The organism is Pseudomonas sp. A6 (assembly GCF_052367875.1).
GTDB lineage: Bacteria > Pseudomonadota > Gammaproteobacteria > Pseudomonadales > Pseudomonadaceae > Pseudomonas > Pseudomonas citronellolis.
The window spans coordinates 5,779,799-5,792,712 of record NZ_CP198970.1 but is presented as its reverse complement, the minus strand read 5'-3'; the positions used below and the strand labels follow the sequence as shown (position 1 = coordinate 5,792,712).

Sequence of the window (12,914 nt, the reverse complement as noted above, 5' to 3'; positions counted from 1 at the left end):
AGAGGCTGCCGCTGTCGCGCGGCTCACCCTGAATCACAGAAGCTCCTGGGGTCGCCCCAGGGGCTTCTCGGCATTACCAACCTTGCTTTTCGGAGTTATTCCAAATGGCCCTGCAACGTACCTTCTCCATCATCAAGCCCGACGCCGTCGCCAAGAACGTCATCGGCGAAATCCTGACCCGCTTCGAGAAGGCCGGTCTGCGCGTCGTCGCTTCCAAGATGGTCCAGCTGTCCGAGCGCGAAGCCGGCGGCTTCTACGCCGAGCACAAAGAGCGTCCCTTCTTCAAGGACCTGGTTGCCTTCATGACTTCCGGCCCGGTCGTCGTTCAGGTTCTGGAAGGCGAAGACGCCATCCTGAAAAACCGTGAGCTGATGGGCGCCACCGATCCGAAGAAAGCCGACGCTGGCACCATCCGCGCCGATTTCGCCGTTTCCATCGACGAAAACGCCGTTCACGGTTCCGACTCGGAAGCTTCGGCTGCCCGCGAAATCGCCTACTTCTTCTCCAGCACCGAGGTGTGCGAGCGCATTCGCTGATCCAGGCGAATGGGCGAGGGTGAATCCATGACTGATACCGCTGCAAAGGCCAACCTGCTGGGCATGACCAAGCCCCAGCTCGAGGAATTCTTCGAGTCCATCGGTGAAAAGCGCTTCCGCGCCGGCCAGGTGATGCAATGGATTCACCACTTTGGCGCCGAGGATTTCGACGCCATGACCAATGTCGGCAAGGCCTTGCGCGAAAAGCTCAAGGCCTGTGCCGAGATCCGCGGCCCCGAAGTGGTCAGCCAGGACATCTCCAGCGACGGCACCCGCAAGTGGGTGGTGCGCGTGGCGTCCGGCAGCTGCGTCGAGACCGTGTACATCCCGCAGAACGGCCGCGGCACCCTGTGCGTGTCGTCCCAGGCCGGCTGCGCCCTGGATTGCAGCTTCTGCTCCACCGGCAAGCAGGGCTTCAACAGCGACCTGACCTCCGCCGAGATCATCGGCCAGGTGTGGCTCGCCAACAAATCCTTCGGCACCGTGCCCGGCAAGATCGACCGCGCCATCACCAACGTGGTGATGATGGGCATGGGCGAGCCGCTGCTGAACTTCGACAACGTCGTCACCGCCATGAGCATCATGATGGAGGACTTCGGCTACGGCATCTCCAAGCGCAAGGTGACGCTGTCCACCTCCGGCGTGGTGCCGATGATCGACAAGCTCGGCGAAGTCACCGACGTGTCCCTGGCGCTGTCGCTGCACGCGCCCAACGACGAGCTGCGCAACCAACTGGTGCCGATCAACAAGAAGTATCCCCTGGCGGTGCTGCTGGACGCCTGCCAGCGCTACATCACCCGCCTGGGCAAGGAGCGCGTGCTGACCGTCGAGTACACCCTGCTCAAGGACGTCAACGACCAGCCCGAGCACGCTGAGCAGATGATCGCATTGCTCAAGGAAATTCCTTGCAAGATCAACCTGATTCCGTTTAATCCGTTCCCCCATTCCGGTTACGAGCGGCCGAGCAACAACTCGATCCGCCGTTTCCAGGACATGCTGCACAAGGGCGGCTTCAACGTCACCGTGCGCACCACCCGCGGCGACGACATCGACGCCGCCTGCGGCCAACTGGTCGGCCAGGTGATGGACCGTACCCGTCGCAGCGAACGCTACATCGCCGTACGCCAGCTGGCGGCCGACGCCGAGAAGGCGCCCGCCAATCGAAACTGATCTCGAGGGAGGATTCCGATGACCTTGCGCGCCGCGCTGTTCGTGTTCCTGGCCAGCCTGCTGGCGGGTTGCGTGACGTCTGGGAAGCAGGATCCCCTGAGCACCGCCAAGGGCCGTGAAGAGGCCCGCGACGCCTACATCCAGCTGGCCATCGGCTACCTGCAGAACGGCAATACCGAGCAGGCCAAGGTGCCGCTGCGCCAGGCCCTGGAGCTGGACTCCTCGAGCGCCGACGCCCACGCTGCGCTGGCCCTGGTCTACCAGCAGGAAATGGAGCCCAAGCTGTCCGAGCAGGAATACCGCAAGGCATTGTCCTCGCGCTCGGATGCGCGCATCTGGAACAACTACGGCAGCTTCCTGTACGAACAGAAGCGCTACGACGAGGCCACCAATGCCTTCCAGAAGGCCGCCGAGGACAGCCTCTACCCGGAGCGCTCGCGGGTCTTCGAGAACCTCGGCCTGGTCAGCCTCCAGCTGAAGCAGCGCGAGCAGGCCAAGCAGTACTTCGAAAAGGCCCTGCGCCTGAACCGCCGGCAGCCCAGCGCCTTGCTGGAAATGTCGCAGCTGTCCTATGACGATCGCCAGTACGTGCCGGCGCGCGACTACTACAACGAATACCTGAAGCAGGGACAGCAGAACGCCAAGAGCCTGCTGCTGGGCGTGCGGCTGGCCAGGGTCTTTGACGACAAGGACACCGCCGCCAGCTACGGCCTGCAGCTCAAGCGCCTGTATCCCGCATCCCCCGAATACCAGGCATACCAGGCAGAGAAATGATGAAGACGTCGCAGCCAGAAGTCGCCAGCACGAGCCGCGCCAATCCGGGTGAGGCCTTGCGCCAGGCGCGCGAGAGCAGGGGCTGGTCGACCTCGCAGGTGGCCGGTCAACTGAACCTCACCGAGAATTCCCTGCGCCAGCTGGAGCTGGGCAATTTCGACAAGCTGCCGGGCCACACCTTCGCCCGCGGCTACGTGCGTGCCTACGCCAAGCTGCTGGGCATGGACCAGGCGCAGATGGTCACCGCCTTCGACCAGTACACCGGCACCGACGCCACCGGCAGCAACGTGCAGAGCCTCGGCCGGGTGGCCGAGCCGATGCGCCTGTCGCGCAACCTGCTGCGCCTGTTCAGCCTGCTGCTGCTGGCCCTGCTGGTGGGCTTCGGCTACTTCTGGTGGCAGGAGCGCGCCGGGCGCAACGTCGCCGAGAACAGCGGCCTGAACCTGGAGCACGTCGAGGTCGAGAGCGCCGACGGCACCACCGAAGTGCACAGCCTCGACGAGCCCGAAGACCAGGCCGTCGCCGAGGATAAGGCCAGCGCGCCGAGCGAACCGGCTGGCGACAGCGGCGCCGCCGAGCCCGAACAGAATGCCGAGGCCCCAGCCAACCCGGCCGAGACCGCGCCCCAAGTGGCCGCCCCTGCAGCGCCGACTGCTCCCGCCGTACCGGCCACCAACACCGATGCCGTGCCTGCGACTCCGGTCGCTCCGGTTGTCCCGGCGGTCCCGGCTGCGCCCGCTGCCGAACCTGTTGCTCCGGCTGCCGCTCCGGTGGTGGCTTCGGCCGGCCAGGGCGTGGTCAAGGTGCAGTTCATCGCCGACTGCTGGACCCAGGTCACCGACGCCGACGGCAAGGTCCTGGTCAGCGCGCTCAAGCGCAAGGGCGACTCCATGGAAGTCGCCGCCAAGGTTCCCCTGGAGTTGCGCCTGGGCTTCGCCCGCGGCGCCCAGGTCAGCTACAACGGCCAGCCGGTCGACGTTTCGCCCTATTCCCGCGGCGAGACGGCACGCATGAAGTTGGGTGGTAACTAAAGATGCATTGCGCTTCTCCGATCAAACGCCGCCAGTCCCGCAAGATCTGGGTCGGCTCGGTGCCGGTGGGCGGTGACGCGCCCATCGCCGTACAGAGCATGACCAACACCGATACGCTGGACGTGGCCGCCACCGTCGCGCAGATCCGCCGCCTGGAAGACGCCGGCGCGGACATCGTGCGCGTCTCGGTGCCGGACATGGACGCGGCCGAGGCCTTCGGCAAGATCAAGCAGCAGGTCCGCGTGCCGCTGGTGGCCGACATCCACTTCGACTACAAGATCGCCCTGCGCGTGGCCGAGCTGGGCGTCGACTGCCTGCGCATCAACCCCGGCAACATCGGCCGCGAGGACCGCGTCAAGGCGGTGGTGGACGCGGCCCGCGACAAGAACATCCCGATCCGCATCGGCGTCAACGCCGGTTCGCTGGAGAAGGACCTGCAGAAGAAATACGGCGAGCCGACCCCCGAGGCCCTGCTGGAATCGGCCATGCGCCACGTCGAGCATCTCCAGCGCCTGGACTTCCAGAACTTCAAGGTCAGCGTGAAGGCCTCCGACGTGTTCATGGCCGTGGCGGCCTACCGCCTGCTGGCCAAGGAAATCGAGCAGCCGCTGCACCTGGGCATCACCGAGGCCGGGGGCCTGCGTTCGGGCACCGTGAAGTCCGCGGTGGGCCTGGGCATGCTGCTGGCCGAGGGCATTGGCGACACCATCCGCATCTCCCTGGCCGCGGACCCGGTGGAAGAGATCAAGGTCGGTTTCGACATCCTCAAGTCCCTGCACCTGCGCTCGCGCGGCATCAACTTCATCGCCTGCCCGAGCTGCTCGCGGCAGAACTTCGACGTGGTCAAGACCATGAACGAGCTCGAAGGCCGCCTCGAAGACCTGCTGGTGCCGATGGACGTGGCCGTGATCGGCTGCGTGGTCAACGGCCCGGGCGAGGCCAAGGAGGCCCACATCGGCCTCACCGGCGGCACGCCGAACAACCTCGTCTACATCGACGGCAAGCCGGCGCAGAAGCTGCAGAACGAAAACCTGGTGGATGAGCTGGAACGGCTGATCCGCGAAAAAGCGGCCGCCAAGGCCGAAGCCGACGCCGCCCTGATCGTGCGCGGCTGACCGCAACAAGGACAACATGTGAGCAAGTCCCTGCAAGCCATTCGTGGCATGAACGACATCCTGCCGGACCAGACCCCGGTATGGCGCTACCTGGAAAACACCTTCGCCGGCCTGCTGGAAGAATACGGCTACAGCGAAATCCGCCTGCCGATCATGGAGTTCACCGAGCTCTTCGCCCGCGGCATCGGCGAAGGCACCGACGTGGTCGACAAGGAGATGTACACCTTCCTCGACCGCAACGAGGAGTCGCTGACGCTGCGCCCCGAAGGCACAGCGGGCACCGTGCGGGCCATGCTCGAACACGGTCTGACCGGCGGCGGCCAGGTGCAGAAGCTCTGGTATACCGGGCCGATGTTCCGCTACGAGAAGCCGCAGAAGGGCCGCTACCGCCAGTTCCACCAGATTGGCGTGGAAGTCTTCAACCTGCCGGGGCCGGACATCGACGCCGAGCTGATCATCCTCACCTGGCGCCTGTGGCAGAAGCTGGGCATGGCCGACGCCGTGACCCTGCAGCTCAACACCCTGGGCTCCAGCGAGGCCCGCGCGCGCTACCGCGAAGCGCTGGTGGCCTACCTGCAGGAACGCTTCGAGCAGCTCGACGAAGACAGTCAGCGGCGCATGACCACCAACCCGCTGCGCATCCTCGACAGCAAGGTGGAAAGCACCCAGGCGCTGCTGGTTGGCGCGCCGACCCTGCACGACTACCTGGACGAAGAGTCGATCGCCCACTTCGAGGGCCTGAAGGCCCGCCTGGACGCGGTCGGCCTGCGCTACGAGATCAACCAGAAGCTGGTGCGCGGCCTGGACTACTACTGCCGCACCGCCTTCGAATGGGTCACCGACAAGCTCGGCGCCCAGGGCACCGTCTGCGGCGGGGGCCGCTACGACGGCCTGGTCAGCCAGTTCGGCGGCAAGCCGACGCCGGGCGTGGGCTTCGCCATGGGCGTGGAACGCCTGGTGCTGCTGCTGGAGACCCTGGGCGTGGTGCCCGCCGAGCTGAAGCGCCCGGCCGACGTCTACGTCTGCGCCTTCGGCGAGCCGGCCGAACTGGCCGCCCTGAGCCTGGCCGAGAAGCTGCGCGACGCCGTTCCCGGCATCCGCCTGCTGCTCAACGCCGGCGCCGGCAGCTTCAAGAGCCAGTTCAAGAAGGCCGACAAGAGCGGTGCCCAATTCGCCCTGATCCTGGGTGACGACGAACTGGCCGCGCGCGTGGTAGGTTTCAAGCCCCTGCGTGGCGAGGGTGAGCAACAGAACATAGCCTGGGAGGCTCTGCCCGAGCACCTGGCAGCCTGCATCCAGCGGGCCTGAGAATCGAGCGGATTAGGAGTATTGGGGTGACCACGCGTACCGAAGAAGAACAACTGGCGGATCTCAAGGACTGGTGGCAGCGCAACGGCATGCCCCTGCTCACCGGGGCCGCCCTGGCGCTGGTGGTGGTGTTCGGCTGGCAGGCCTGGAAGAAGTACCAGGCCAACCAGTCGCAGAACGCCTCCATCCTCTACCAGCAACTGGTCGAAGCCTCGCTGACGCCCTCCGGCCAGCCGGACACCGCGCGCGTCGCCGAGCTGGCCAACAAGCTGACCAGCGAGTACGGCGGTACCCACTACGCCCAGTACGGCCGCCTGTTCGTCGCCAAGGTGGCGGTGGACGCCGGCAAGCTGGACGATGCCGCCAGCGAGCTGAAATCCGTGGTCGACAAGCCGGTTGACGCCACCCTCGGCGAGCTGGCCCGCCAGCGCCTGGCCCGTGTCCTGGCTGCCCAGGGCAAGGCCGAGGACGGCCTGAAGCTGCTCGAAGGCGACGCCGACAAGGCCTACCTCTCCAGCCGCGAAGAACTCAAGGGCGACCTGCTGGTGCAGCTCAAGCGCACCGACGACGCCCGCAGCGCCTACGAGAAGGCCAAGGCCGCCCTGCCCGAAGAGGCCGCCGCTGGCGCCCTGCAGGTGAAACTCGACGACCTCGCCAAGGGAGGTGCCTGACATGCTGCGCTGGAAACATGCGGCGCTGCTGGCGCTGACCCTGCTCGCGGTCGGTTGCAGCAGCAACAGCAAGAAGGAACTGCCGCCGGCGGAACTCACCGACTTCAAGGAAGAGGTGCGCCTGGACAAGCAGTGGAGCCGCTCGGTCGGCGACGGCCAGGGCGACCTCTACGAACTGCTGCAGCCGGCCGTGGACGGCTCCAGCATCTATGCCGCTTCCGCCGAAGGCCGCGTCATGGCCATGCAGCGCGAGAACGGCGACGTGCTCTGGAAACAGGACCTCGACCTGCCGATCTCCGGCGGTGTCGGCGTCGGCGGCGGCCTGGTGCTGGTCGGCACCCTGAAGGGCGACGTCATCGCCTTGGACGCCGCCAACGGCGAGCAGAAGTGGCGTACCCGCGTGCCCAGCGAAGTGTTGGCGGCGCCGGCCACCGACGGCGACGTGGTGATCGTGCAGACCCAGGACGACAAGCTGATCGCCCTCGACGCCAGCACCGGCAACCAGCGCTGGGTGTACGAGAACACCGTGCCCGTGCTGACCCTGCGCGGCACCGGCGCCCCCATCATCGCCGGGCGCATGGCCATCGCCGGCCTGGCCAGCGGCAAGGTGGTGGCGGTGGACGTGCAGCGTGGCCTGCCGATCTGGGAAACCCGCGTCGCCGTGCCCCAGGGCCGTTCCGAACTGGACCGCGTGGTGGACATCGACGGCGGCCTGACCCTGGTCGACAACGTGATCTACGTTGCCAGCTACCAGGGCCGCGCCGCCGCCCTCGACCTGGCCAGCGGCCGGGTGATCTGGCAGCGCGAGGCCTCCAGCTACGCCGGCGTCGCCGAAGGCATCGGCAGCGTCTACGTCAGCGATGCCAGCGGCACCGTGGAAGCCCTGGACGGCCGCAGCTCGTCCTCGCTGTGGAGCAACGACGCCCTGGCGCGCCGCCAACTGTCGGCCCCGGCGGTGTTTTCCAGCAACGTGGTGGTGGGCGACCTGGAAGGCTACGTGCACCTGCTGAGCCAGGTGGACGGCCGCTTCGTCGGCCGCGAGAAGGTCGACGGCGACGGCGTGCGCGTGCGCCCGCTGGTGGTCGACCGGTGGATGTACGTGTACGGCAACAGCGGAAAGCTGGTCGCCTTCACCATTCGCTAAGCTATGTTCTACCTGCCGGCCGCTGTTGGATGACGACAGCGGCCGGCGTGTTTTTTACGAATTCCTGAAATTTCCTGGAGAGCCGCATGGTTCCCGTAATCGCCCTGGTGGGCCGCCCGAACGTCGGCAAGTCCACCCTGTTCAACCGCCTGACCAAGACTCGCGACGCCATCGTCGCCGAGTACGCCGGCCTGACCCGCGATCGCCAGTACGGCGAGGCCAAGTGGCAGGGCAAGAAATTCATCGTCATCGATACCGGCGGCATCACCGGTGACGAGGAAGGCATCGACGCCAAGATGGCCGAGCAGTCGATGCAGGCGATCGAGGAAGCCGATGCGGTGCTGTTCATGGTCGACGCGCGCGCGGGCCTGACCGCCGCCGACGAGATGATCGCCGAGCACCTGCGCAAGCGGAACAAGCGCAGCTACCTGGTGGCCAACAAGATCGACACCGTCGATCCGGACATCGCCCGCGCCGAATTCAGCCCGCTGGGCCTGGGCGACGCCCTGACCATCGCCGCCGCCCACGGCCGCGGCATCACCCACATGCTGCAGACGGCCCTGGGCGAGATGTTCCAGCCCGAGCCCGAGGCGCCGGAAGACAACGACCTGCCGGACGAGCTGGAAGAAGTCGCCGAGGGCGAGGAAGCCAAGCGCATCCCCGGCCCGAGCGAGAAGGATGGCATCAAGATCGCCATCATCGGCCGCCCCAACGTCGGCAAGTCGACCCTGGTCAACCGCATGCTCGGCGAGGAGCGGGTGATCGTCTACGACCAGGCCGGCACCACCCGCGACAGCATCTACATCCCCTTCGAGCGCAACGAAGAGAAGTACACCCTGATCGACACCGCCGGCGTGCGCCGCCGCGGCAAGATCTTCGAGGCGGTGGAGAAGTTCTCGGTGGTGAAGACCCTCCAGGCCATCCAGGACGCCAACGTGGTGATCTTCGTGATGGACGCCCGCGAGGGCGTGGTCGAGCACGACCTCAACCTGCTCGGCTTCGTGCTGGAGACCGGCCGCGCGCTGGTCATCGCGCTGAACAAGTGGGACGGCATGGAGTCGGGCGAGCGCGACTACGTCAAGACCGAGCTGGAGCGCCGCCTGCTGTTCGTCGACTTCGCCGACATCCACTTCATCTCGGCGCTGCATGGCACCGGCGTGGGCCACCTGTACAAGTCGGTGCAGGAGTCGTTCCGCTCCGCCGTCACCCGCTGGCCCACCAGCAAGCTGACGCAGATCCTCGAGGACGCGGTGCAGACGCACCAGCCGCCGATGGTCAACGGCCGCCGCATCAAGCTGCGCTACGCTCACCTGGGCGGCGCCAACCCGCCGCTGATCGTGGTCCACGGCAACCAGACCGAAGCGGTGCCCAAGGCCTACACCCGCTATCTGGAGAAGACCTACCGGCGCGTGCTCAAGCTGGTCGGCACGCCGATCCGCATCGAATACAAGGGCGGCGACAACCCCTTCGAAGGCAAGAAGACCCAGCTCACCGAGCGCCAGGTCAACAAGAAGCGCCGGCTGATGTCGCACCACAAGAAGGCCGAAAAAAAGAAGAAAGACAAGCGTTGATAAAGAGACGAGAAGAGCGAGAGCCGAAAAGAGCGCTGGAGGCTGGACGAACGAGAGTCTTCCGGTGCTCTGTATTTCGTCCAGCCTCAAGCCTCCAGCGCTCTTAATCGGCTTTATCGGCTTTTATTAGGAACCGCTATGCTCGCCAGCAAACTGCCCAACGTCGGCACCACCATCTTCACCCGCATGTCGCAGCTCGCCGCCGAGTGCGGCGCGCTCAACCTGTCCCAGGGCTTCCCCGACTTCGACGGCCCCGCCGCCTTGCGCGAAGCCGTGGCCCGCCACGTCATGGCCGGGCACAACCAGTACTGCCCGATGACCGGCCTGCCGGCGCTGCGCGAGCAGGTAGCGGCCAAGGTCGCCGCCTTCTACGGGCGCAACGTCAGCGCCGACGCCGAGGTGACCATCACCCCCGGCGCCACCGAGGCGATCTTCTGCGCCGTGCAGGCGCTGATCCGCCCCGGCGACGAGGCCATCGTCCTCGACCCCTGCTACGACAGCTACGAACCCTCGGTGGAACTGGCCGGTGGCCGCTGCGTGCACGTGCCGCTGAACCTGCCGGACTTCCGCATCGACTGGCAGCGCCTGGCCGACGCCATCACCCCGCGCACCCGCCTGATCTTCCTCAACAGCCCGCACAATCCCAGCGGCGCGCTGATCGACCGCGCCGACCTGGACCGCCTGGCGGCGCTGATCCGCGAGCGCGAGATCTACGTCATCAGCGACGAGGTCTACGAGCACCTGATCTACGACGGCGTGCAGCACGCCAGCGTGCTGGCCCATGACGAACTCTACGCCCGCGCCTTCGTGGTCAGCTCCTTCGGCAAGACCTACCACGTCACCGGCTGGAAGACCGGCTACGTGGTGGCGCCGCAGGCTTTGTCGGCGGAAATGCGCAAGATCCACCAGTACGTGAACTTCTGCGGCGTCACCCCGCTGCAGTGGGCGCTGGCCGACTTCATGGCCGCGCACCCCGAGCACCTGCGCGAGCTGCCGGGCTTCTATCAGGCCAAGCGCGACCTGTTCTGCGACCTGCTGAACGGTTCGCGCTTCAGCTTCCAGCGCGCCGCCGGCACCTACTTCCAGGTGGTCGACTACTCGGCGATCCGCCCGGACCTGGACGACGTCGCCATGGCCGAGTGGCTGACCCGCGAACACGGCGTGGCGGCCATCCCGGTCTCGGTGTTCTACCAGCAGGCCCCGGCGGACATGCGCCTGGTGCGCTTCTGCTTCGCCAAGAAAGAGGAGACGCTGCGCCAGGCGGCGGACAAGCTATGCGCGATCTGAGCCAACTGCCCGACCTCAACCTGGCCCTGGTGCAGACCACCCTGGCCTGGCACGACGCGCCGGCCAACCGCGCGCATTTCGACGCGCTGCTGGAACAGGCCCGCGGCGCCGACATCGTCATCCTCCCGGAGATGTTCACCACCGGCTTCTCCATGGATTCCGAGGCCCTGGCCGAGGCGGAGGAGGGCGAAACCTACGCCTGGCTGCGCCACCAGGCCGCGCGCCTGGACGCGGTGGTGACCGGCAGCGTGATCGTCCGCGCCGCCGACGGCAGCCACCGCAACCGCCTGCTCTGGGCCCGCCCGGACGGCGAGATCCTGCACTACGACAAGCGCCACCTGTTCCGCATGGCCGGCGAGCACAAGCACTACACGCCGGGCGAGCGCCAGGTGCTGCTGGAGTGGAAGGGCTGGCGGGTGCGCCCGCTGGTCTGCTACGACCTGCGCTTCCCGGCCTGGAGCCGCGACGCGCAGGACACCGACCTGCTGCTCTACACCGCCAACTGGCCGGCCGCCCGCCGGTTGCACTGGAACCGCCTGCTGCCGGCGCGGGCCATCGAGAACCTGTGCTACGTGGCGGCGGTGAACCGCGTGGGCGAGGACGGCAAGGGCCACGCCTATGCCGGCGACAGCCAGGTGCTGGACTTCCAGGGCGAAGCGCTGCTGGAAGCGACCAATGGCGACGGCGTGTTCCACGCCAGCCTCTCGGCCCAGGCGCTGGCCGCCTACCGCGAACGCTTCCCGGCCTACCTCGACGCCGACCACTTCGTCATCGAGCCCTGAGGCTGTAGGTAGACGCTTTTCGTAGGATGGTGTTGAGCGAAGCGATACCCATCGCGGATAAATCCGCTCCTACGCTCTGGTCCGGAATGGACCCTGCCCGCGAATCGCGCGCAGGGCGCGCTCCTACAGGTTGATGCCGAACCTTGCGCCCATGCCGGACAGCCCCCTCTCCCGCTTGCGGGAGAGGATTGGGGAGAGGGAGCGGAGTAACCCACAACACAGTTGTCGCCGGTAAGCACCGTTCGCGAGCAAGCTCGCTCCTACATGGAAATGGCATGGTCGGGCGGTGTCGTAGGAGCGGATCCCATCCGCGAATCGCGCCGGGACCTCCGGGCATCGTGCCCCTCTGTAGGAGCAACTGTCCTGCACCCTGTGCCGAGATGCTCTTCGTAGGAGCGAGCTTGCTCGCGAACAAACGCGGTGCCATGCGGTTCGCGAGCAAGCTCGCTCCTACGAAAGACGCCGCCAGCCGGTGATGTAGGAACGGACTCCATCCGCGATCATCGGCTACCCGGCTGGCGCCTTAATAGGCGCTCGCCGCATCCAGCCGGTGGATATCCTCCTGGCTCAATTGCAGCCGCGTCGCCGCGACCAGGTCCGGCAACTGCTCCAGGTTGGAGGCGCTGGCGATGGGCGCGGTGATGCCCGGGCGGGCGATCAGCCAGGCCAGGGCCACCTGGGCCGGGGTGGCGTCGTATTCCTCTGCCACTTCGTCCAGGGCCACGAGGATGGTCACGCCGCGCTCGTTCAGGTAGCCCTTGACCTTGTCCGCCCGCGCCGGGCTCTTGTCCAGGTCGGCCTCGCTGCGGTACTTGCCGCTGAGGAAGCCGCCGGCCAGGCCGTAGTAGGGGATGACGCCGATGCCCAGTTCGCGCACCGTCGGTTCCAGGCGCGTCTCGTAGTCGGCGCGGTCGTAGAGGTTGTAGTTCGGCTGCAGGCTCTGGTAGCTGGGCATGTGCAGGTGCTCGGCCACTTCGCGGGCCTCGCGCAGGCGCCGGCCGTCGTAGTTGGAGGCGCCGATGACGCGCACCTTGCCCTTCTTAACCAGCTCGGCGTAGGCGCCGAGGGTTTCTTCCAGGGAGGTGTGGGTGTCGTCGCAGTGGGATTGGTAGAGGTCGATGTAGTCGGTCTGAAGGCGCTGCAACGAGTGCTCCACGGCCTGTTCGATGTAGGCCGCGGAAAGGCCCTTGTGGCCGTTGCCCATGTCCATGCCGACCTTGGTGGCGATGATCATCCTGCTGCGGTTGCCGCGCTGCTTCATCCACTTGCCGATGATGGCCTCGGACTCGCCGCCCTTGTGCCCGGGCACCCAGCGCGAGTATACGTCGGCGGTGTCGATGCAGTTCAGCCCGGCGTCCAGCAGGGCGTCGAGCAGGCGGAAGGAGGTCGCCTCGTCGGCGCTCCAGCCGAAGACGTTGCCGCCGAACACCAGCGGCGGAATGGCCAGCCCGGAGCGGCCCAGTTCGCGAGAGTTCACCTGTCACTTCTCCATACTGCGGTGTGGTTGAACCAGCATAGACCCTAG

General features: G+C 66.7%; 12 protein-coding genes. 11 read left to right on the top strand and 1 reads right to left on the bottom strand.

From position 1 onward, the window contains the following. Positions 1 to 104 precede the first annotated feature (104 nt). The 11 genes from ndk (at position 105) to ACTWJ5_RS25375 (ending at position 11,389) form a co-directional block, all read left to right on the top strand. Positions 105 to 536: a nucleoside-diphosphate kinase gene (gene ndk / locus ACTWJ5_RS25425; protein WP_074978975.1), complete on the top strand. Its 432-nt coding sequence runs from the start codon at positions 105 to 107 to the stop codon at positions 534 to 536. A gap of 27 nt (positions 537 to 563) precedes the next feature. After that, positions 564 to 1,706 (top strand): 23S rRNA (adenine(2503)-C(2))-methyltransferase RlmN, encoded by a 1,143-nt coding sequence (gene rlmN / locus ACTWJ5_RS25420; protein ID WP_116423180.1) that lies wholly within the window; start codon positions 564 to 566, stop codon positions 1,704 to 1,706. Between the two features lie 18 nt (positions 1,707 to 1,724). Beyond that, entirely contained in the window at positions 1,725 to 2,480 is a 756-nt protein-coding gene (gene pilW / locus ACTWJ5_RS25415) for a type IV pilus biogenesis/stability protein PilW (protein WP_009616172.1), read from the top strand. Beyond that, positions 2,477 to 3,511, top strand: coding sequence for a helix-turn-helix domain-containing protein (locus ACTWJ5_RS25410; protein WP_116422909.1), 1,035 nt, complete (start codon positions 2,477 to 2,479; stop codon positions 3,509 to 3,511). The genes pilW and ACTWJ5_RS25410 overlap by 4 nt, the downstream gene beginning before the upstream one ends. Positions 3,512 to 3,513: 2 nt before the next feature. After that, positions 3,514 to 4,626, top strand: a complete 1,113-nt coding sequence (gene ispG / locus ACTWJ5_RS25405; protein WP_009616174.1) for a flavodoxin-dependent (E)-4-hydroxy-3-methylbut-2-enyl-diphosphate synthase — start codon at positions 3,514 to 3,516, stop codon at positions 4,624 to 4,626. An 18-nt stretch (positions 4,627 to 4,644) separates the two neighbouring features. Further along, positions 4,645 to 5,934, top strand: a complete 1,290-nt coding sequence (gene hisS, locus ACTWJ5_RS25400; protein ID WP_074978970.1) for a histidine--tRNA ligase — start codon at positions 4,645 to 4,647, stop codon at positions 5,932 to 5,934. A gap of 26 nt (positions 5,935 to 5,960) precedes the next feature. After that, a complete protein-coding gene (locus ACTWJ5_RS25395) occupies positions 5,961 to 6,605 on the top strand; it encodes a YfgM family protein (RefSeq protein WP_074978967.1) in 645 nt (214 codons plus the stop codon). A 1-nt stretch (position 6,606) separates the two neighbouring features. Further along, complete coding sequence (bamB, locus tag ACTWJ5_RS25390) at positions 6,607 to 7,749, top strand: outer membrane protein assembly factor BamB (RefSeq protein WP_009616177.1); 1,143 nt, start codon at positions 6,607 to 6,609, stop codon at positions 7,747 to 7,749. 86 nt (positions 7,750 to 7,835) lie between these two features. Next, the gene (gene der, locus ACTWJ5_RS25385) at positions 7,836 to 9,320 is read left to right on the top strand and encodes a ribosome biogenesis GTPase Der (RefSeq protein ID WP_074978963.1); all 1,485 of its coding nucleotides are present in this window, start codon (positions 7,836 to 7,838) and stop codon (positions 9,318 to 9,320) included. 138 nt (positions 9,321 to 9,458) lie between these two features. After that, a complete protein-coding gene (locus ACTWJ5_RS25380) occupies positions 9,459 to 10,607 on the top strand; it encodes a pyridoxal phosphate-dependent aminotransferase (protein WP_074978961.1) in 1,149 nt (382 codons plus the stop codon). Then, positions 10,595 to 11,389, top strand: a complete 795-nt coding sequence (locus ACTWJ5_RS25375) for an amidohydrolase (RefSeq protein WP_074978958.1) — start codon at positions 10,595 to 10,597, stop codon at positions 11,387 to 11,389. The genes ACTWJ5_RS25380 and ACTWJ5_RS25375 overlap by 13 nt, the downstream gene beginning before the upstream one ends. 523 nt (positions 11,390 to 11,912) lie before the next feature. On the opposite strand, the gene ACTWJ5_RS25370 is transcribed toward ACTWJ5_RS25375, so the two are convergent. After that, the gene (locus ACTWJ5_RS25370; RefSeq protein WP_116422913.1) at positions 11,913 to 12,866 is read right to left on the bottom strand and encodes an aldo/keto reductase; all 954 of its coding nucleotides are present in this window, start codon (positions 12,864 to 12,866) and stop codon (positions 11,913 to 11,915) included. Positions 12,867 to 12,914: the final 48 nt, after the last annotated feature.

Excerpts from the sequence above, each read along its gene's own strand:
- ndk (WP_074978975.1), top strand. The coding sequence starts at position 105 with ATGGCCCTGCAACGTACCTTCTCCATCATCAAGCCCGACGCCGTCGCC.
- rlmN (WP_116423180.1), top strand. The coding sequence starts at position 564 with ATGACTGATACCGCTGCAAAGGCCAACCTGCTGGGCATGACCAAGCCC.
- pilW (WP_009616172.1), top strand. The coding sequence starts at position 1,725 with ATGACCTTGCGCGCCGCGCTGTTCGTGTTCCTGGCCAGCCTGCTGGCG.
- ACTWJ5_RS25410 (WP_116422909.1), top strand. The coding sequence starts at position 2,477 with ATGATGAAGACGTCGCAGCCAGAAGTCGCCAGCACGAGCCGCGCCAAT.
- ispG (WP_009616174.1), top strand. The coding sequence starts at position 3,514 with ATGCATTGCGCTTCTCCGATCAAACGCCGCCAGTCCCGCAAGATCTGG.
- bamB (WP_009616177.1), top strand. The coding sequence starts at position 6,607 with ATGCTGCGCTGGAAACATGCGGCGCTGCTGGCGCTGACCCTGCTCGCG.
- der (WP_074978963.1), top strand. The coding sequence starts at position 7,836 with ATGGTTCCCGTAATCGCCCTGGTGGGCCGCCCGAACGTCGGCAAGTCC.
- ACTWJ5_RS25380 (WP_074978961.1), top strand. The coding sequence starts at position 9,459 with ATGCTCGCCAGCAAACTGCCCAACGTCGGCACCACCATCTTCACCCGC.
- ACTWJ5_RS25375 (WP_074978958.1), top strand. The coding sequence starts at position 10,595 with ATGCGCGATCTGAGCCAACTGCCCGACCTCAACCTGGCCCTGGTGCAG.